The 17,093-nt window shown below is 63.0% G+C and carries 16 protein-coding genes; 7 read left to right on the top strand and 9 right to left on the bottom strand.

Annotation, left to right across the window (positions count from 1 at the left end):
- Positions 1–376: 376 nt before the first annotated feature.
- Positions 377–1,264 carry a dienelactone hydrolase family protein gene (locus tag NKI69_RS21105; protein ID WP_023813104.1) on the top strand — a complete coding sequence of 296 codons (888 nt, stop codon included), beginning with the start codon at positions 377–379 and terminating at the stop codon, positions 1,262–1,264.
- A 10-nt stretch (positions 1,265–1,274) separates the two neighbouring features.
- On the opposite strand, the gene NKI69_RS21100 is transcribed toward NKI69_RS21105, so the two are convergent.
- Positions 1,275–2,183, bottom strand: coding sequence for an EamA family transporter (locus tag NKI69_RS21100; RefSeq protein ID WP_023813103.1), 909 nt, complete (start codon positions 2,181–2,183; stop codon positions 1,275–1,277).
- Between the two features lie 89 nt (positions 2,184–2,272).
- On the opposite strand from NKI69_RS21100, the gene NKI69_RS21095 reads away from it, so the two are divergent.
- On the top strand, positions 2,273–2,752 hold the full coding sequence (locus NKI69_RS21095) for an Lrp/AsnC family transcriptional regulator (protein WP_023813102.1): 480 nt from the start codon (positions 2,273–2,275) through the stop codon (positions 2,750–2,752).
- Positions 2,753–2,768: 16 nt separating this feature from the next.
- On the opposite strand, the gene NKI69_RS21090 is transcribed toward NKI69_RS21095, so the two are convergent.
- Together NKI69_RS21090 and NKI69_RS21085 are read right to left on the bottom strand one after the other, a co-directional pair.
- Entirely contained in the window at positions 2,769–2,966 is a 198-nt protein-coding gene (locus tag NKI69_RS21090; protein WP_013531006.1) for a hypothetical protein, read from the bottom strand.
- Positions 2,967–3,201: 235 nt separating this feature from the next.
- Positions 3,202–3,681 carry a thioesterase family protein gene (locus NKI69_RS21085; protein WP_023813101.1) on the bottom strand — a complete coding sequence of 160 codons (480 nt, stop codon included), beginning with the start codon at positions 3,679–3,681 and terminating at the stop codon, positions 3,202–3,204.
- 102 nt (positions 3,682–3,783) lie between these two features.
- Here NKI69_RS21085 and NKI69_RS21080 point away from each other — a divergent pair, with 102 nt between their 5' ends.
- The gene (locus NKI69_RS21080; protein ID WP_023813100.1) at positions 3,784–5,202 is read left to right on the top strand and encodes an FAD-binding oxidoreductase; all 1,419 of its coding nucleotides are present in this window, start codon (positions 3,784–3,786) and stop codon (positions 5,200–5,202) included.
- Between the two features lie 155 nt (positions 5,203–5,357).
- Positions 5,358–6,293, top strand: a complete 936-nt coding sequence (locus tag NKI69_RS21075; RefSeq protein WP_023813099.1) for a hypothetical protein — start codon at positions 5,358–5,360, stop codon at positions 6,291–6,293.
- Positions 6,294–6,363: 70 nt separating this feature from the next.
- Here NKI69_RS21075 and NKI69_RS21070 read toward each other — a convergent pair whose 3' ends face one another.
- Positions 6,364–7,347, bottom strand: a complete 984-nt coding sequence (locus NKI69_RS21070; protein WP_023813098.1) for a Dyp-type peroxidase — start codon at positions 7,345–7,347, stop codon at positions 6,364–6,366.
- Between the two features lie 153 nt (positions 7,348–7,500).
- Here NKI69_RS21070 and NKI69_RS21065 point away from each other — a divergent pair, with 153 nt between their 5' ends.
- Positions 7,501–11,400: an AsmA family protein gene (locus tag NKI69_RS21065; protein ID WP_023813097.1), complete on the top strand. Its 3,900-nt coding sequence runs from the start codon at positions 7,501–7,503 to the stop codon at positions 11,398–11,400.
- 13 nt (positions 11,401–11,413) lie between these two features.
- Here the strand turns inward: NKI69_RS21065 and NKI69_RS21060 are convergent, their stop codons facing one another.
- A complete protein-coding gene (locus NKI69_RS21060; protein ID WP_023813096.1) occupies positions 11,414–11,851 on the bottom strand; it encodes a MarR family winged helix-turn-helix transcriptional regulator in 438 nt (145 codons plus the stop codon).
- Positions 11,852–12,007: 156 nt separating this feature from the next.
- On the opposite strand from NKI69_RS21060, the gene NKI69_RS21055 reads away from it, so the two are divergent.
- A complete protein-coding gene (locus NKI69_RS21055) occupies positions 12,008–13,810 on the top strand; it encodes a chloride channel protein (protein ID WP_023813095.1) in 1,803 nt (600 codons plus the stop codon).
- Here NKI69_RS21055 and NKI69_RS21050 read toward each other — a convergent pair.
- The 4 genes from NKI69_RS21050 to NKI69_RS21035 form a co-directional block, all read right to left on the bottom strand.
- Positions 13,807–14,031, bottom strand: a complete 225-nt coding sequence (locus NKI69_RS21050) for a ribbon-helix-helix domain-containing protein (RefSeq protein WP_023813094.1) — start codon at positions 14,029–14,031, stop codon at positions 13,807–13,809. The two genes, NKI69_RS21055 and NKI69_RS21050, sit on opposite strands and share 4 nt — an antisense overlap.
- A complete protein-coding gene (locus NKI69_RS21045) occupies positions 14,028–14,225 on the bottom strand; it encodes a DUF4169 family protein (RefSeq protein ID WP_023813093.1) in 198 nt (65 codons plus the stop codon). Before NKI69_RS21045 ends, NKI69_RS21050 begins: the two co-directional genes overlap by 4 nt.
- Before the next feature lie 9 nt (positions 14,226–14,234).
- Complete coding sequence (locus tag NKI69_RS21040) at positions 14,235–14,771, bottom strand: SspB family protein (protein ID WP_023813092.1); 537 nt, start codon at positions 14,769–14,771, stop codon at positions 14,235–14,237.
- A gap of 118 nt (positions 14,772–14,889) precedes the next feature.
- Positions 14,890–15,579, bottom strand: coding sequence for a TetR/AcrR family transcriptional regulator (locus tag NKI69_RS21035; protein ID WP_023813091.1), 690 nt, complete (start codon positions 15,577–15,579; stop codon positions 14,890–14,892).
- 188 nt (positions 15,580–15,767) lie between these two features.
- On the opposite strand from NKI69_RS21035, the gene NKI69_RS21030 reads away from it, so the two are divergent.
- A complete protein-coding gene (locus tag NKI69_RS21030) occupies positions 15,768–16,973 on the top strand; it encodes a multidrug effflux MFS transporter (RefSeq protein WP_023813090.1) in 1,206 nt (401 codons plus the stop codon).
- The last annotated feature ends 120 nt before the right edge of the window (positions 16,974–17,093 follow it).

The raw sequence follows: 17,093 nt of genomic DNA, 5'->3' as shown, positions 1-17,093 counted from the left end.
AACGATGGTCTGCCTGCACTCGCAACCATCGAGCGCAGGGCCAAAGCGGCACTCGCCGCAAGGACGAGCGCGCTGGCGAGGATCGGGGAAGGCATGGTCATGGTCATCGCTTCCTTCTGGGTTTGACGTGTAGGCACGCGGTCAAGATACCGTCGATAGCCACCTTCCCTCACGATTGTGGCAGCGCCAGCAGGATTTATCGCCAATGACCAAAAAGTGATGACACGGCCGTGCATGGCACCGGCTTTACTGCCGGGACGCGGCCAGCGGCCTACGCCCTGAGGCAATCGGCGGCCGCGATGAGTGCTCGACTGGACCATGCCGGCTTGGTCCCTATGTAGCTGGCAATTAAAGCCCGAAGCAGAGGACCCGATCCATGACGAAACCCGACGCCAAGCCCGCCATCACCCAGGCGATGATCGACGCCTATGACGAATATACGCATCTGACGCTCGATCGCCGCCGGTTCATGGAGCAGTTGACCCGGCTTGCCGGATCGGGTGCGGCGGCCGCCGCGATCGCCCCGCTTCTGGCGGCAAATTCGGCGCAAGCGGCTGTTGTCGCCGACAACGATCCGCGGGTGAAGGGCGAGGACATCAGCTATCCCGGCGGCAGCGGCGAAATGAAGGGCTATCTGGTCAAGCCGGTGGACAAGGCGGGCAAGCTCGGCACGGTGATCGTCGTGCATGAGAACAGGGGGCTCAACCCGCATATCCGCGATGTGACGCGACGCGTGGCGCTGGAGGGGTTCGTGGCGCTGGCGCCGGATTTTCTGTCGCCGCTCGGCGGAACGCCAACCGATGAAGACAAGGCGCGCGACATGTTCGCCAAGCTCGATCCGGCGCAGACCATCGCCGACGGTGTTGCGACCGTCGCTTTCCTCAAGAGCGACAAGGACGGCAACGGCAAGGTCGGCGCCATCGGCTTCTGCTGGGGTGGCGGCACGGTCAACATGCTGGCCATCAACGCCCCCGATCTCAGTGCCGGCGTTGCCTATTACGGCATGCAGCCGAAGGCCGCCGATATGTCCAAGATCAAGGCGGCCTTGCTGCTGCACTATGGCGGACTGGACGAGCGCATCAATGCCGGCATCGACGCCTTCAAGAAGGAACTCGACGCGGCGCATGTCGAATACACGGTCTATGTCTATGAAGGCGCCAACCATGCCTTCAACAACGACACGTCGGCAGCGCGCTACGACAAGAAGGCGGCCGACCTGGCCTGGGGCAGAACGATCGCCTTCCTCAAGCAGAAACTGGCATAGGGGCGTCCGTCTAATCCGTGTTCGCCGGCTTGTGGAAGGCGACGCCGGCGGCCACAAGCGCAATGCCGAGGCAATCGGTAAAGCTTGGAATCTGGCGCAGCACGACGACGCCGATCAGCGTCGCGGTGACGGGCAGCAGCGACAGCATCAGCGCGAAGCTCGCGCGTGGCAGCCGCGACATGGCGAGCTGGTCGCAGATGTAGGGGATAACCGACGAGCAGATGCCGACGCCGATGGCGGCGAGCAGCAGCGGCGGCGAGAAAAAGGCCGGCAGCGCATCGGTGAAGCCGATCGGCAGCACGACCACGAAAGCGATCGCCATGGCGGCACCCAGGCCGGCAATGCCGCTGCCTGCGCCTGACGCGGCGACGCGGTGGCCGAGCACGATGTAGCCGACAAACAGCGCGCCGTTGAGGAAGGCCCAGAACAGCCCGATGGGATCATCGGACCATTTGACGTCGATGAGCAGCAAGGTGCCGGTCACCGCGACGGCAAGGGCGGCAAGATTGCGCGGGCTCCTGAGGCCGACCACCGCGACGCCGATGGTGCCGACGAATTCGATCGCCGCCACCAGCGAGATCGGTAGGCGGTCGAGCGCCAGGTAGAACGAACAGTTCATCACCGCCAGACAGGCGCCGAAGGCCAGCAACAGCAGCCTTGTCGAGAGATCGGCGCGGGCGAGGCTTCGCCATGGGCGGGTCAGGGGTGCGAAGATGAGTGCTGCCGTGGCGATACGCAGCCACGCCATGCCGAGCACGCCGACATGCGGGAAAAGCAGGACGGCGAATGCCGGCCCGAGATAGTGGAAGACGGCGCTGACGCCGAACCAGACATGCGGCGGCAGTTTTTCCGTCAGCCTGGCGAGGGTGGAGCTGGCAGGGACAGGGTCTGCCGCGAGAGCTTGCGTTTGATCGACCATCGGATCAGTATCGCAGGCGGATTTGCCCATTTATATGGGAGATGATTGGTTCTTCCGGCTATCTTTCTCCCGGAAGCAAGGAGTTTTCCATGAAACGCCTTCGAACTGAAAGTGCCGATCTCGATGTCGCGGATATGAAGATCCTGCGTCTGCTGGAGAAGGACGCGCGCACCAGCACGGCGGAGCTGGCACGCTCGGTTGGCCTGTCGGCGCCGAGCGTGGCAGAGCGCATCAAGCGGCTGCAGGAAAGCGGCGTCATCGAGGCCTATTCGGTCAGGATCAACCCGGCGGCACTCGGCCTGCCGATGTCGGCATGGCTGCGCATCCGTCCGGTGCCGGGACAACTGGCCGTTGTGGCCGAAATCATCCGCGAACTGCCGGAGATCGTGCAGTGCGACCGCGTAACCGGAGAGGATTGTTTCGTCGCGCTGGCGCATGTCGGCTCGGTGGCCGACCTCGAGCGGGTGATCGACCGCATCATTCCTTATGCGATGACCAATACGGCGATCATCCAGTCGTCGCCGGTGGTGGCGCGCTCGGCCCTGGCGGCGTTGAGGCGCCAGGCTTGACGTACAGGGAGAGGACCTATGCGTGGCCGCGCTTCATGCGCGCCTGCTTCAGGATGGCGCGCCAGCGGATCATGTCGAACGGGATCGGCTCGTTGTTGTTGGCGATGTGGAAGATCTCGTTGTTGACGTTCTTGAGCGAGCGCCAGAAATCATAGTCGGTGATGCGCGGATCGGCAGCCAGCCTGTCCACCTCGACCTTGATGTCGGTTTTCATGCACTTTCCTCGAACCGGCGCCGCGCCGCCCGTGTCGCTACCTCGATGCGGATCGTTTTCGACCGACCCGCTGAGTCGCGCAACGGCTCAAATGGCTTGTTCCCGTTAAAACCTTGGTAAGGTTAACGTGGGCGCCGCGCTGCTTCAAGCACTGCTGCCGGCCGATGGGAGGGTTCTGCGATTTTAGATTGCCGGTGTGGCTTTGAAGCCGGAAACGAGAAGTATCGGCTTCGCCCTATTTGCGTTTGATGCCGATCGAGCGGCCGGCCCGTTCCGGCATCGGCAGTGCCGAATGGGCGGCGCGCATGGCTTCGACCCTGGCCAGCACATCGGCGGGGAAGGGCGCCACCTTCGGCCCGGACATGTCGACATGCAGCGACAGCGATTCGGACGTCGCGGCCAGCCAGCCGTCGACATGGCGGATTTCCTGATAGGCCCGCAGCCGCTTGTCGTCGTGGTCGATGAGCTGGAATGAGACCGTGACCTTATGCTCGAGGTGCAGCTCCTGCACGTAGCAGACATGGACTTCGGCCGTGTAGATGGTGAGGCGACGATCCCTGGCATAGTTCGGTCCCATGCCCATTGCCTCGAAGGCATCGTCCGAGCAGCGGTCGAACAGCACGTTGTAATAGGCCATGTTGAGATGGCCGTTGTAGTCGATCCAGTCCTTCTCGATGTCCATGGGTTTTGAGACGAAGGGAGTGGGGATGGGCATCGAAACTTCCTTGTTCTGGTGCTGGACAGAGCGTGGCTCCGGAGACTACGCATCCATAGACGCATAACAAGCGTGGACGCTGGTCCATTCGCGGAGGAATTCATGGCTCTGAGCGACCTCAACCCGGTCGAACGCAACGAGGAGGGCATCGCCGCTGTGCTCGGCATCCTCAAGCAGCAGCTTGGCGAGCGATTCCAGACCGGCCAAGCCATCCGCTCGCAGCACGCGCACACCACCACCTATATTCCGACGCAGGCGCCGGACGGCGTCGCGTTTCCCGAGACGGCCGCCGAGGTGCAGGAGATCGTGCGGGCCTGTGCCGCGCACCGCGTGCCGGTGATCGCCTTCGGCGTCGGCTCCTCGCTGGAGGGTCACACCAACGCACCGGGCGGCGGCATATCGGTCGACACGTCGCGCATGAACCGCATCCTGGCGGTCAATCCGCAGGACCTCGACTGTACGGTCGAACCCGGCGTCACCCGCGAGGACCTTAATCGGCATCTGCGCGACACCGGCCTGTTCTTTCCGATCGATCCGGGCGCCAATGCCTCGCTCGGCGGCATGGCGGCGACGCGGGCGTCCGGCACCAATGCCGTGCGCTACGGCACGATGCGCGAGAACGTGCTGTCGCTGACCGCCGTGATGGCCGACGGCGAGACGGTGACGACCGGCAAGCGCGCGAAAAAGAGCTCGGCCGGCTATGATCTGACGCGGCTGCTGGTCGGCTCGGAAGGCACGCTCGGCATCATCACCTCGCTGACCTTGAAGCTGCAAGGCATCCCGCAGGCGATCTCTGGCGGCGTCTGCCCGTTTCCGAGCGTCGAGGCGGCCTGCAACGCGGTCATCGCGACGATCCAGATGGGCATCCCGGTGGCGCGCATCGAACTGGTCAACGCGCTGCAGATGCGGGCGATGAAGAACTATTCGAAGCTCGACTATCCCGAAAGCCCCTGCCTGTTCGTCGAGTTTCACGGCAGCGATGCCGGCGTTGCCGAACAGGCCGAGACCTTTGGCATGATCGCGGAAGAGAATGGCGGCGGGCCGTTCCTGTGGACCAGCGTCGCCGAGGAGCGCACCAAACTGTGGAAGGCCAGGCATGACGCCTACTGGTCGTCGCTGACGCTACGGCCAGGCGCCAAGGGGCTGTCGACCGATGTCTGCGTGCCGATCTCGCGCTTTGCCGAATGCGTCATGGAGACCGAAGCCGACATTGTCGAGATGGGCCTGATCGCGCCGATCGTCGGTCATGCGGGCGACGGCAATTTTCACGTTCTGGTGCTGATGGATGTGAATGATCCGAAGGAGATCGCACTGTCGGAAAAGTTCGTCGCGCGGCTCAACATGCGGGCGATCGCCATGGACGGCACCTGCACCGGCGAGCACGGCATCGGCCAGGGCAAGATCGGCTTCCTGCGCCATGAACTCGGCCACGGCGTCGACATCATGCGCACGATCAAGCAGGCGCTGGATCCGCTCGATATCATGAACCCGGGCAAGATATTGCCGGGCGCCGGGAAATAGAGGAATAGCCTCAAGCAGACACTGCTGCCGATCGACGTAGCCACTATGGCCCGCTGGCGCGCCGCGAAGCATCAGGCGGCCAAGGCCTCTTTCGAGGATTGGCAACATCTAAAAGATAACGGTGATCTAGGTAATAATCACACGAGGTGGCCGAGATGCAAAAAGAAACGCGAAAACGGAAGAAGCCAAAGACCACAACGGAGTCCGATGACTGCGTTGTTCATGATCATCCGGTTCCGCCGGAGGAAATCAGGCGATATAGCCCAGTTCGTGACGCGGATGCCGAACAAGATATCGCAAACTACGTCGCGGGTCAGGCGCAAGATGAAGCAGTGAAGCATGTTGAACGTGTGAAAAAGGAATATGTGCTGGGGGAAGCGTATGAAATTTGGGATGTCACCACAGATAAAAATCGTTGGTGGGTGATCACGAATCTGACGAATTTGTATTCGCAACGATATTTTCCAAGTCTCGACTACACACTTTCATTTCATATCGGATTGATGACGCGCCTTCGGAGCCGCGAGGGAAGGCCGGACCCCGATCATCCTAACCCGTTCGACGAAGTGCTACGCAGACAGGAGCAGGCATTCAGCCGCTTGGAAAGTGCCGTAGAGGCAGAGGATCTGCAAGCTGTAGGCATGCAATTGCGGGAATGCCTTCTCGCCCTCATTACCGCGGTGAAACGACGAGTTGATCTCACGGGCGTCGCGGAGCAACCTCAAGCGGCCAATTTCAAAGCCTGGAGTGAAGTGCTGGTGGGGCTCTTGTGTCCTGGCGGCAGCAACAAAGAGTTGAGAAGCTATTTGAAGGCTATGGCGGATGACACATGGACACTCGTGAATTGGCTGACCCATCACACGAACGCCACTGAAATGGCCGCATCAATCGCGGTACACGCCACCGATACTCTCGTTGGGCATTTCGTGCAGGTGGCCATGCGAGTTGGGGCAGGCGCAATCAGTCAGTGTCCGCAATGTTCCTCGCGAAATATCCGTTCCCATTTCGACATCCGGATCGAGCCGGATGGGGATTATTACAGTACATGCGGTTCTTGCGGTTGGAGCAACCATCCCGGAGGGCGAGAATAGCGCGCCCATGCCGCAGCCGAAACGGCGTTAAGAAAGATTGATGGGAAGGCGCCGCCCAAATTTAATTGATCTAGCGCGAGGCCTGCCTCTCCCGTGGACCCTCGACAAGAGCCTGCAGGATCGGGCGGGTTGGCGCGAAGAACGTTGTGCCGGTCTGCGGCGTCGAGAAATCGAGCAGGCGGTCGTAGGCGCCCGGCGGGTCGCCGATATACATGCGCTGCAGCATTTTTTCGATGACCCAAAGATATCTGGAATAGCCGATGAAGTAGGTCCCGAACTCGTTTTGTCCGGGCCTGCCGAACGGCATGTTGTCGCGCAATATGTCGTACTCGTTGCCATCGGCATCCTCGATGGTGGCCAGCGACTTGTGTGATTTGCGCGGCGCGTCGTCATCGTCGATTTCGATGTTGTCGATCTTGGTGCGGCCGATGATCGCTTCCTGCTCGGGCGTCGGAATGCGCGCCCAGGCCTGCATGTCGTGCAGATATTTCTGGACGACGACATAGCTGCCGCCAGCGAAGTCGGCGTCTTCATCGCCGACGAGCGCAGAGGCGGGCAAATCGAGGCCGGTCGGGTTGGCGGTGCCGTCGATGAAGCCGAGCAGGTCGCGCGCATCGAAATAGCGAAAGCCGGAAACCTCGTCGACGACGCTCACGCCGTCGCCGAGATTGTCGAGCAGAATGCGCTCGAACTCGAAGCACATGTCGGGGCGTTCGGAGCGGATGTGGAAGAGAAGATCGCCAGCGGTCGAGGGCGCCGAATGAACGGATCCCTTGATCGGCGCAAACGGTTTCAGTTCCAGCGGCCGCCGATCTGGAGAAAGACGATCCCAGAGATCGCGGCCGATGCCGGCAATGCACGAAAGCCGCCCGGAAAGATCGCGGAACCCGACGGTTTTGACGAGATCGTCGAGCCCACCAAGCACGGAGGCCACCTTGGCGAGCGCGGTCTGCTCGCCGGCGACGGTGACGACAAGAAAGACCGCCGAAAGCGACAGCGGAGCGTCGACGCTTTGCGCGTCGATCGGCACGCGATCCCAGTTCTTCCCAGACATCCGAATTCTCCGCTTCGCCGGGATTTGTTTCAGATCGCCCGAGATCACGCAACTGCGGATGAGACATCGCGCAACACTGGATGAATTGCCTCTTTATCGACACGCGGATGCGGGTAGAGTGCGGCAGAATTTCAATCAACCCATTCGGAGCTGATGCTCGCACGCCTGTTCGTGATCTTTGGTGGCCTGTTCGTGCTGGTGCTATGTGCGGCGCTGGTGGTGCCGTATTTTGTCGACTGGACAGGCTACCGCGCCCAATTCGAGCGCGAGGCGAGCGCCATTCTCGGCCGCAAGGTGACCGTGCAGGGCGACGCCACGGCAAGGTTGTTGCCGTTCCCCTCGGTGACCTTCTCGAATGTCGCTGTCGCCGGCGGCCCCAATGGCCAGCCGGCCATGACCGTCGAGACGTTTTCGATGGATGCGGAACTGGCGCCCTTCCTGCGTGGCGAAGTGCTGATCTTCGACATGCGGCTGGTGCGGCCGAAAGCGACCATCGACATCGCCAACAATGGCACGGTCGACTGGGCGATGCGGCCGTCCTCGCCCTTCGACCTCAACCAGATCTCGATCGAGAAGCTGACGGTGACGGAAGGGCAGATCGAACTGCGCCATGCCGCCGGCGGGCGCAGCCATCTGTTTTCCGAGATCAATTCAACTATCTCGGCCAAATCGCTGGCCGGGCCATGGCGCATGGACGGCACGCTGCGGCTGGACGGGTTGCGCACCGCGGTCACCGCGTCCACCGGCAAGGCTGAAGGCAACGGGCAGATGCGGCTGCGGCTGAAGGCCGATCCGGACGCCTATCCGCTGGTCATCGAAGCCGACGGCAATGCTGGCATTGTCAATGGCGCTGCCGTCTATTCCGGCCAATTCAAAATCTCCGGTGCGGACAAGAACAGCGCCGAGCTGCGCAGCACCGACGGTGAGACGGTGAAGGTTTCCGCCGGCAAGCCCGATCCGGGCTTTCGGCTGAACGGCAAGTTTTCGCTCGACCACCAGAAGTTGGGCGTCGACGAATTCCGCTTCGAGACCGGGCCGCTCGACAACCCCTACACCGCCGATGGCAAGGCTTCTGTCGATCTCGGGCTGAAACCGAGTTTCGCCATCGAGGCCAATGGCGCGCAGGTGCAGTTCGACGAGGCGGTGGGCGCCGAGGCCGGCGCCGGCCTGACGCTGGACCAGCGCATCGCGGCGTTTGAGCAGGCGCTGCTCGACATGCCGAAGCCGACTATCCCCGGCACCGTCGAGGTCAAGCTGCCGGCGGTGGTGGCCGGCGACACCACGGTGCGCGACGTGCATCTTTCCGCCGAGCCGGTCGATGGCGGCTGGTCGGTGAAATCGCTTGCCGCGACCTTGCCCGGCCGCACCACGCTGGAAGCCGATGGCATGCTCGTGCTCAATTTGGAGGGTCATTTCGGCTTCAACGGCTCGCTGCTGCTGGCCGTGGCGCAACCCTCCGGCTTTGCCGCCTGGCTGTCGAAGGATGTCGACGAGGCGATCCGCCGTCTGCCTGCCGCCGGCTTCAAGGCCAAGGTCGACCTCTCGCAGAAGCGCCAGGCCTTCAGCGATCTCGAATTGATCCTGGGTAAGGCGAGGTTTTCCGGCCGCATCGATTCCAGCCAGCCCGACGATGCCAAGCCCTCAGTGCTGATGCGTCTCGAAGGGGGCGACCTCGATGTCGACGGGCTGGCGGCCTTCGCCTCGATCTTCGTCAGCGACAAGGGCGCCAATCGCTTTGCCGACCGCGACCTCGATTTCCAGATCAAGGCAGGGCCGGTCAACGCTGGCGGATTGACCGCGGATACCGTCGACACGGCGCTCAGGCTGCGCGACGGGCTGCTCGAAATCGACCGGCTGTCGGTGGGCGGGCTGGCCGGCGCCTCGATCAGCGCCACCGGCAGGATCAAGGATTTCCCGGCGAGCCCGACCGGCAAGCTCGATGCGTCGGTGGTTGCCGTCGACCTGAAGCCGCTGGTCGACGTCGCCGCCCGGCACTATCCCGACAGTGCCGTGCTGAAAGGGCTGGCGAGCCGCGCCGCTGCCTATCCCGAGCTGTTCCAGGATGCGCGTGTCGACCTGGTGGCGAGTGCGGCCGACAATGGCGACGGCACCACCGGCCTGGCGGTGAGCGGACAAGGCAAGGCCGGCGGCTCGGCCTTTTCCGCATCGCTGTCGGGGAAGGGGGTGGTGGACAAGCTTCTCGAAGCGCCGGTGGCGCTTACCTTCAACGCCAAGAACCCTGACGCCACCACGCTGCTGGCCCTTTACGGCCTGCCGGCGCTGCCGCTCGGCATGCTGGGCGAGGCAAGCACCGACATTCAGGCCAAGGGAACGCTGGGTGGCGGCCTGGCGACGAATTTCAGCCTTGCCGGCAACGACTTCAAGGCTGGTTTCGAAGGCACGATCGCCGATACGCCGCAAGGCTTCGCCGCCAAGGGCAAGCTCAGCCTCGATGCCGCCGACATCGAGCCATGGCTGATGACGTCAGGCATCGGCCTGCCCGGCATGGGGGCGGGCATGTCGACGTCGCTCGCCGCGCAGGGCGACTATGGCAACGGTCTGCTGGTGCTGGACGAACTCAGCGGCGCCATCAACGAAGCGGCGGTGTCCGGCGACGTCAATATCGATGTAAAGAACGGCGTGCCGCATCTGGCTGGGGCGCTGGCGCTCGACGAACTCGACCTCGATCCCATGGCGGTGGCGCTGTTCGGCGATTCCGCCTTTCTTGCCGACAAGGAAGAAACCAACAAGGGTCGCGCGTGGCCGGCCACACCGTTCAGCCAGAAATCCAGCCTGCCTTTCACCGCCGACCTCGACCTGACCACGGCAGCACTTGCCGCCGGGCGGTTCGCCACCGCGTACGATGCCGCCTTTTCGCTCAAGCTCGACCAGGAAGGCATCCGCGTTTCGGATCTCAAGGCGAAATTGCTTGGCGGGGCGCTCAGCGGCCTGTTCGAGCTGAAGAACAATGACGGCACCGGGCTGTTCACTGGTCAGATGAAACTGGCGGGCGCCGATCTGGCGACCGTGCTGCCGGATGCCGGCATCAGCGGCATCGGCGACTTCTCGACAGCGCTGTCAAGCAGCGGCAAATCGGTCGAAGGGATGGTGGCCGCCTTATCAGGCTCCGGCACTGCGGCGTTGAAGGGCGTGAAAGTTGCTGGCGTCAATCCAGATGCGTTCAGTGCGTTCCTCGTCAAGGCGGATGCGATCGGGCGTGACATCGATGCGGCCAAGACTGCCGGCTTCGCGCCTGACATCGCCGCTGATGGCAGTCTAGCCGCCAAGGACACCGACATAGCCTTCACGGTTGCCGGCGGCACGCTGCGGGCGCCGCCGGTCAGCCTGGAAAATCCGGCGGCGACCTTGTCCGCCGACGTCACGGCGGATCTCAACGCGGTCACGGTGTCGGCCAAGGGTGCGATCACCTATCGGCCGGGCGACGAGGCGCTGGTCGGCTCCGAGCCGGTCTTGAATTTCACCGCCGAGGGGCCGTTCGGCGCGGTAAAACGAGCATTCGACAGTGAGCCGCTGGCGCAGTTCCTGACCCAACGCGCGCTGGAAAAGGAACAGCAGCGCGTCGAGGCGATGCAGGCCGCGCTGCTCGAAAAGCAGCGGCTTCGGCGCGAGGTCCGCTACTACGCGGCGCTGCAGGATGCTCGCGACAAGGCGGCCGAAGAACTGCGCAAGCAGCAGGAAGCGGCGCGGCTGAAAGCCGAGGCGGACGCCAAGGCAAAGGCGGAAGCGGATGCCCAGGCCAAGGCTGAGGCGGACGCAAAGGCCAAGGCCGATGCCGATGCGAAGGCGGCTGCCGAAAAGCAGGCCGCCGACGAGGCGGCCAAAGCGCAGGCCGAGCAGGAGCGGCAGAAGGCGGAAGAGGCGGTGCGCATCGCGGCGCAGGAAAAGGCAAGGCTCGAGGCCGAGCGCAAGGCCGCGCAGCAGGCTCCCAAGGTGGAGCGTGCCCCGCTGCCGCAGGCCAATGACAATCCGCCGCCGGCCAAGCCGAAGTCCAATCCGTTCACGATCGACAATCTGCTGAAGTCGCTGCAGTAGTAGTTGACGGCGGTTACCCACGGTCCCGATCGAGCAGACGTCGCAGCATAGGTTCGATGCGTGACAGCTCGTCGAGATGCGCCGCCGACAGCTCGGCCAGACAATCGTCGGCGCGCTCGGTCAGTTGCAGTAGCACGCGACGGTGGTCGTCCTTGTCCTGATCCCTTGTGACCAGCCCCGCCTCGCCGAGGCGGTTGACCAGTTCGACGGCGCTGTGGTGGCGGATACGCAGGCGTTCCGCGAGATCGCCAACCGTCACCGGGCCGCCGCCGGGGAATCCCTTGATCGCCAGCAGCGCCTGATGCTGGCGCGGGGTCAGGCCGGCGTCTTCCGCCTGGACCTGGCTGAATTCGAGGAAGCGGCGGATCAGGTAGCGAAACTCCGATAGCCGCTGGTAATCGGCTTGGCTGATGGCGGGGCGTGATTTTTGTGGCTGCGACATATCAGACATGTGTTCGTTTTCCGGCGAAAGCTCAAACGGATTTCGGGCGAAACCGGCTTGAATATTTATATCGTGTTACGATACATAACCACCAACAAGCCCGGCTGGCCGCTTCGACCGTGCCGCATCTCAGACATACGGCGCGCCGCCAGGAAGCAAACTGCCATGAAGACCCCTCACTCGAACCCGGAACATCTGCGCGATTTCACTACGGATGCCAGGGTGCTGTTCGTCGCCGCCATTGCCGTGGTGGTGGCGACAGCTGGACTGGTTGCCGGCATCGCGCTTTTGAAGCTGATCCGGCTGGCCACCAACATCGCCTATTTTGGCCAGTTCACGCTCGCCGATCTGAAGCTCGAGGACACGCCGCTTGGCTATGCCTCCGTCATCGTCCCGGTGATCGGCGCGCTGATCATCGGCCTGATGGCGCGCTTCGGCAGCGAGAAGATCCGCGGTCACGGCATTCCCGAAGCCATAGAGGCGATCCTGCTCGGGCGTTCCAGACTCGACGCCAAGGTGGCGATCCTGAAGCCGCTGTCGTCGGCGATCTCGATCGGCTCCGGCGGACCGTTCGGCGCCGAGGGCCCGATCATCATGACCGGCGGCGCGATCGGTTCGCTGATCGCGCAGATGCTGCCGGTCAGCGACAACGAACGCAAGACGCTGCTGGTGGCCGGTGCTGCGGCGGGCATGACCACGGTGTTCGGAACCCCGATCGCCGCCATCATGCTTGCGGTCGAACTGCTGCTTTTCGAATGGACCCCGCGCAGCTTCATTCCGGTGGCGGTCGCGGCTGTTATCGCCGAGGTGGAGCGCACCATGCTGCATCTGCCCGGACCGATCTTTCCGTTTCAGGGCGGCATGGAGGTGTCCTTTGTCGGCCTTGCCGGCTGGGTGGCGATCGGCGTTTGTGCAGGACTTTTGTCGGGGCTGCTGACGCAGATGGTCTATGCCTGCGAGGACGGTTTTCAGAAGCTGCCGATCCACTGGATGTGGTGGCCGATGCTTGGCGGACTGGTGGTCGGCATCGGCGGGCTGATCGAGCCGCACGCGCTCGGCGTCGGCTATGACAACATCACTGACATGCTGGACGGCCGCACCGTCGCGACGGCAGCACTCCTCCTGCTGGTGGTGAAGGCGATCATCTGGTCGGTAGCGCTCGGCTCGGGAACGTCGGGAGGTGTGCTGGCGCCGCTGTTGATCATGGGCGGGGCCATGGGCGCTGTGCTCGCCGGCGTTCTGCCTGCCGCGGATCCGGGTTTCTGGGCGCTGCTGGCGATGGCCGCCACGATGGGCGGCACGATGCGTGCGCCGCTGACCGCCACGTTCTTCGCCGTCGAACTGACCGGCAACACGCATATGCTGGTGCCGCTGATTGCTGCCTGCGCTGCGGCGCACGCCGTCACCGTGCTTCTGATGAAGCGATCGATCCTGACCGAAAAGATCGCCAGAAGGGGACATCATCTGGTTCGCGAATACCGCGTCGACCCTTTCGCCCTGACCAGGGTGCGCGAGGTGATGACGTCACAAGTCGAAAGCGTGCCGGCGACGATGACGCTGCATGGCGCGGCAGCGTTCCTGACAGCGCCGGAAACACGGCATCCGAGTTTCCCGGTGGTCGATGAGCGCGGCCATGTGCTGGGCCTCATCGATCCGCCGGCGATATTGCGCTGGAGACGCGCCGGCACGCACCGCACCACCACGCTTGGCGAACTGCTGGCCGGCAGCAAGGTGACGCTGGCCTATCCGGACGAATATCTCGAAGGCCTCTCCGACAAACTGCTGCTGGCCAACGTCTCTCATCTGCCCGTCGTCACTCGCGAAGGCTCGTTGCTGGTCGGCTATGTCGGCTGGAAGGATTTGATGCGCGTGCGGTCCAGGAAACAGGCCGAGGAGCGCGAGCGTTCGACCTTGCTTGGCTTCGGCACCAGACACACGAAAAAGAACGACGCCGTCGAAAGCCTTTAGATTCTCTCTGCGTGCTTCGCCCATTCCAGCACATAGAGTCTCAACGCCGAGGACAGGTTGGTGTCGCGGGGCCGCGTCTCGTCGACTTCGGCGACAAGAGCAGCGAGCGTCAGCTTTCTGGTCGCCGCGACCGCGACGAGGTCGTCATAGAAGGGCTTTTCAAGCGAGTAGCTGGTGCGGTGGCCGCGAATGGTCACCGAACGCTTTTCGACCGGGCTCATTGGCGGTCGGGGTCGCCGGGCTTTTCACGACGATGCCCGGCAACGAATTTTTCGCTCTTGTCGGCGACGATACGGTCGCGTTCTTTTTCGGCTTTTGAGCGGCCGTGCAGCGCGCGATTCTGTTCGGCGGCGCGCAGCTTTTCGTCCCGCGCCTTTTGCTTGCGGGCTTGGCGGAGATTGACGATTTCGGCCATGCCGCCGGTCTATTTCTTGCGGAAGGCGTCGAGCGAGACCACTTCGGCGCCCTTGGTGGCGGCGTCCGCGGCCGCGGGCTTCTTCTCCGCCTCGGCGGCGGCCTTCTTCTCGGCCTTCGGCTTTTTCTCGGAGACGATGGTCAACGGCTCCGGAGTTGGCGCAGCCGGTTCGTCGGTTGCCGCGCCATCCGTCTTGACGTCGAATTCGAGTTCGAAATTAACCGAGGGATCATAGAAGCCGCGCACGGCCGAGAACGGGATTTCGAGTTTTTCCGGAACATCGGAGAAGGACAGGCCGACCTCGAAGCCGGTATCGGTCACCTTCAGGTCCCAATACTGGAACTGAATGACGATGGTCATCTGCTCGGGATAGCGCTCGCGCAGCCGCGAAGACACGCGTACGCCCGGCGCGCCGGTCAGGAAGGTGATGAAGAAGTGGTGGTTGCCGGGGAGGCCGGTGCGCGCGACCTCGGCCAGGACCTTGCGCATGACGCCGCGCAACGCCTCCTGGGCCAGAATGTCGTAGCGGATGTGGTCGTCGGCCATGTGGCGGTCGGGTTCCGTTGAATCGTCCGCATAGCTGTAATCAAGCTTTAGGGCGGCGTAAACCGCATATAGATCACCCTTGCGCGGAAGCGAAGACTATTGCCAGCGATTTGATCGCTCAGGCGCTGGCGAGCGCGCTTTGCTTTTCGGACGATGCCGCGGACCGGCGCTTGCCGAAGGCGCGCAGGAATGTGCGCACGCCATTGGTCGCGGATTGCAGCACCTCGTCCTCGCGCGGCGAGCCGCCAAGCATGAAGGTGGTCTGCAGTTCGGCATTGACGAGGCCAAGGAACTGGCGTGCCGCCACATCCGGGTCCTCGATCGTGAGATAGCCGCCATAGGCGAGGCGGGCGAAGCGGGCGGCGATTGCCGGCCATGTTCTGCCCGGTCCCTGTTCGCGCCATTCGGCAAACAGTTCGGGATAGCGCTCGCCTTCGGTCTGGATCAGCTTGCGCAGGAATTTTCCGTCGCGGTTGCAGATGCAATTCTGGTTCAAGCGCACGGCAAAGCCGATCAGATCGGCTTCGAGATCCTTGGGCTGGTCGGGGAAGGTGGCAATGGTGGCGAAGATGCCGGCATTGCAGCGTTCGGTGAGGTCGCGGACCACGGCGACGAACAGTTTCTCCTTGTCGCCATGATGGTTGTAGATCGTCTGGCGCGAAACGCCGGCTTCGGCCGCGATCAGATCGATGTTGGCGCCGGCGAAACCTTCGCGGCAAAACACGGCAGCCGCGGAATCGACGATCGAGAGGCGCTTGGCCTCATGGCCGCGTGGCGGGAAAATGTCAGGAGAAACGTGCAGCTTCATAAAAAACTATATAGAGGTGATTGACGATTTAGACAAGAGTGTCTAAATTTGTGGACACAAGATAAAGAGATTTTCACTCGACGAGACGAATAGAATTCGCTCTTGGAGTGTCGGAATTTCATGGGATGGAACGTCCTAGGTTAGACGTCGCCCCGCGGCGGCAACCAGATTTGAAAGAAGCCTTTATCATGAGTCCCAAATTCCTCCGCATCGCGGTCGTGCTCGGCTTGTTGTCCGCCATCGGCCCGTTCGCCATCGACATGTATCTGCCCGCGCTGCCGTCGATCGGCGCCGATCTGCATGCGAGCACCGCTGCCGTGCAGATGAGCCTGTTGATCTTCTTCCTGTCGATGGGTTTTGGCCAGATCGTCGTCGGGCCGATCTCCGACATGGTCGGCCGCAAGCTGCCGCTCTATGGCGGCCTTGCGCTGTTCATGGTCGGCGGCATCGGTTCGGCAATGGCGCCGACCATCGAATGGCTGATCGCTTTCCGCTTCCTGCAAGGGCTTGGCGCCAGCGCCGGCATGGCTGTTCCGCGCGCCATCGTGCGCGACCTGCATACTGGCAATGAGGCCGCCAAGCTGATGTCCTTGCTGATGCTGGTGTTCTCGGTGTCGCCGATCCTGGCGCCGCTGACCGGCAGCGTGATCATCGAGAGTTTCGGCTGGCGCGCCGTGTTCTGGACAGTGACGGGCGCGGCTCTGCTGGCCACCATCCTTCTGGCGACTTCGCTCAAGGAGACGCGACCGGTGGAAGATCGCGCCGGGTCCTCGTTCGGCACCGCGCTGTCGGCCTACCGCTTCCTGATGGGTGATCGCAACTTCCTCGGTCTGACGGCGATCGCCGGCTTCGGCATTGCCAGCTTCTTCGTCTATCTGTCGAGTTCGTCGTTCATCCTGATCGACCATTACGGGCTGTCGCCTTCGGTCTACAGCGTGTTCTTCTCGATCAACGCGGTGGCCTTCATCGGCATGTCGCAGATGACGGGGCTGCTGGCCGAGCGCTTCGGCCTGAGGCGCGTGGTGCGCGTCGCGGTGACCGGCTATGCGACGACGATGGTGGTGCTGTTCGCGGTAATGGCGACAGGCATCGACCGGCTCGACGTGATGGCGGCGCTGCTGTTCGTCGGCTACGGCTTCCTCGGCCTGGTCATCCCGACCACCTCGGTGCTGGCCATGGAAGAACATGGCGAGATCGCCGGCACCGCTTCAGCGCTGATGGGCACGCTGCATTTCGCCATCGGCGCACTCGCCATGGGTGTTGCCGGCGTGTTCTTCGACGGTACGCCGCTGCCGATGGTGGCCGGCATCACGCTGTGTGCGGTGATTTCCTTCACGCTGGCCAAGATCACGCTCGGCCGCTCGCGCGAGGTTGCCGAGGCACCGGCGGAATAAGCAACCAAACAAATGAAAAAGGCCGGGTTCATCCCTAATGCAGTTCACTTAGGCACCTTCAGTGTTCTGACAGGATATTTGGCTGGTAGCTTTTTGACGACACGGGGGCATGATCGCCCC

The organism is Mesorhizobium sp. M0491, from assembly GCF_040321265.1.
Classification (GTDB): Bacteria; Pseudomonadota; Alphaproteobacteria; order Rhizobiales; family Rhizobiaceae; genus Mesorhizobium.
Note: the sequence above shows the minus strand (reverse complement) of the source record. Positions and strands in the feature narration are given on the sequence as shown.

Excerpts from the sequence above, each read along its gene's own strand:
- NKI69_RS21105 (WP_023813104.1), top strand. The coding sequence starts at position 377 with ATGACGAAACCCGACGCCAAGCCCGCCATCACCCAGGCGATGATCGAC.
- NKI69_RS21100 (WP_023813103.1), bottom strand. The coding sequence starts at position 2,183 with ATGGTCGATCAAACGCAAGCTCTCGCGGCAGACCCTGTCCCTGCCAGC.
- NKI69_RS21095 (WP_023813102.1), top strand. The coding sequence starts at position 2,273 with ATGAAACGCCTTCGAACTGAAAGTGCCGATCTCGATGTCGCGGATATG.
- NKI69_RS21090 (WP_013531006.1), bottom strand. The coding sequence starts at position 2,966 with ATGAAAACCGACATCAAGGTCGAGGTGGACAGGCTGGCTGCCGATCCG.
- NKI69_RS21085 (WP_023813101.1), bottom strand. The coding sequence starts at position 3,681 with ATGCCCATCCCCACTCCCTTCGTCTCAAAACCCATGGACATCGAGAAG.
- NKI69_RS21080 (WP_023813100.1), top strand. The coding sequence starts at position 3,784 with ATGGCTCTGAGCGACCTCAACCCGGTCGAACGCAACGAGGAGGGCATC.
- NKI69_RS21075 (WP_023813099.1), top strand. The coding sequence starts at position 5,358 with ATGCAAAAAGAAACGCGAAAACGGAAGAAGCCAAAGACCACAACGGAG.
- NKI69_RS21070 (WP_023813098.1), bottom strand. The coding sequence starts at position 7,347 with ATGTCTGGGAAGAACTGGGATCGCGTGCCGATCGACGCGCAAAGCGTC.
- NKI69_RS21065 (WP_023813097.1), top strand. The coding sequence starts at position 7,501 with ATGCTCGCACGCCTGTTCGTGATCTTTGGTGGCCTGTTCGTGCTGGTG.
- NKI69_RS21060 (WP_023813096.1), bottom strand. The coding sequence starts at position 11,851 with ATGTCTGATATGTCGCAGCCACAAAAATCACGCCCCGCCATCAGCCAA.
- NKI69_RS21055 (WP_023813095.1), top strand. The coding sequence starts at position 12,008 with ATGAAGACCCCTCACTCGAACCCGGAACATCTGCGCGATTTCACTACG.
- NKI69_RS21050 (WP_023813094.1), bottom strand. The coding sequence starts at position 14,031 with ATGAGCCCGGTCGAAAAGCGTTCGGTGACCATTCGCGGCCACCGCACC.
- NKI69_RS21045 (WP_023813093.1), bottom strand. The coding sequence starts at position 14,225 with ATGGCCGAAATCGTCAATCTCCGCCAAGCCCGCAAGCAAAAGGCGCGG.
- NKI69_RS21040 (WP_023813092.1), bottom strand. The coding sequence starts at position 14,771 with ATGGCCGACGACCACATCCGCTACGACATTCTGGCCCAGGAGGCGTTG.
- NKI69_RS21035 (WP_023813091.1), bottom strand. The coding sequence starts at position 15,579 with ATGAAGCTGCACGTTTCTCCTGACATTTTCCCGCCACGCGGCCATGAG.
- NKI69_RS21030 (WP_023813090.1), top strand. The coding sequence starts at position 15,768 with ATGAGTCCCAAATTCCTCCGCATCGCGGTCGTGCTCGGCTTGTTGTCC.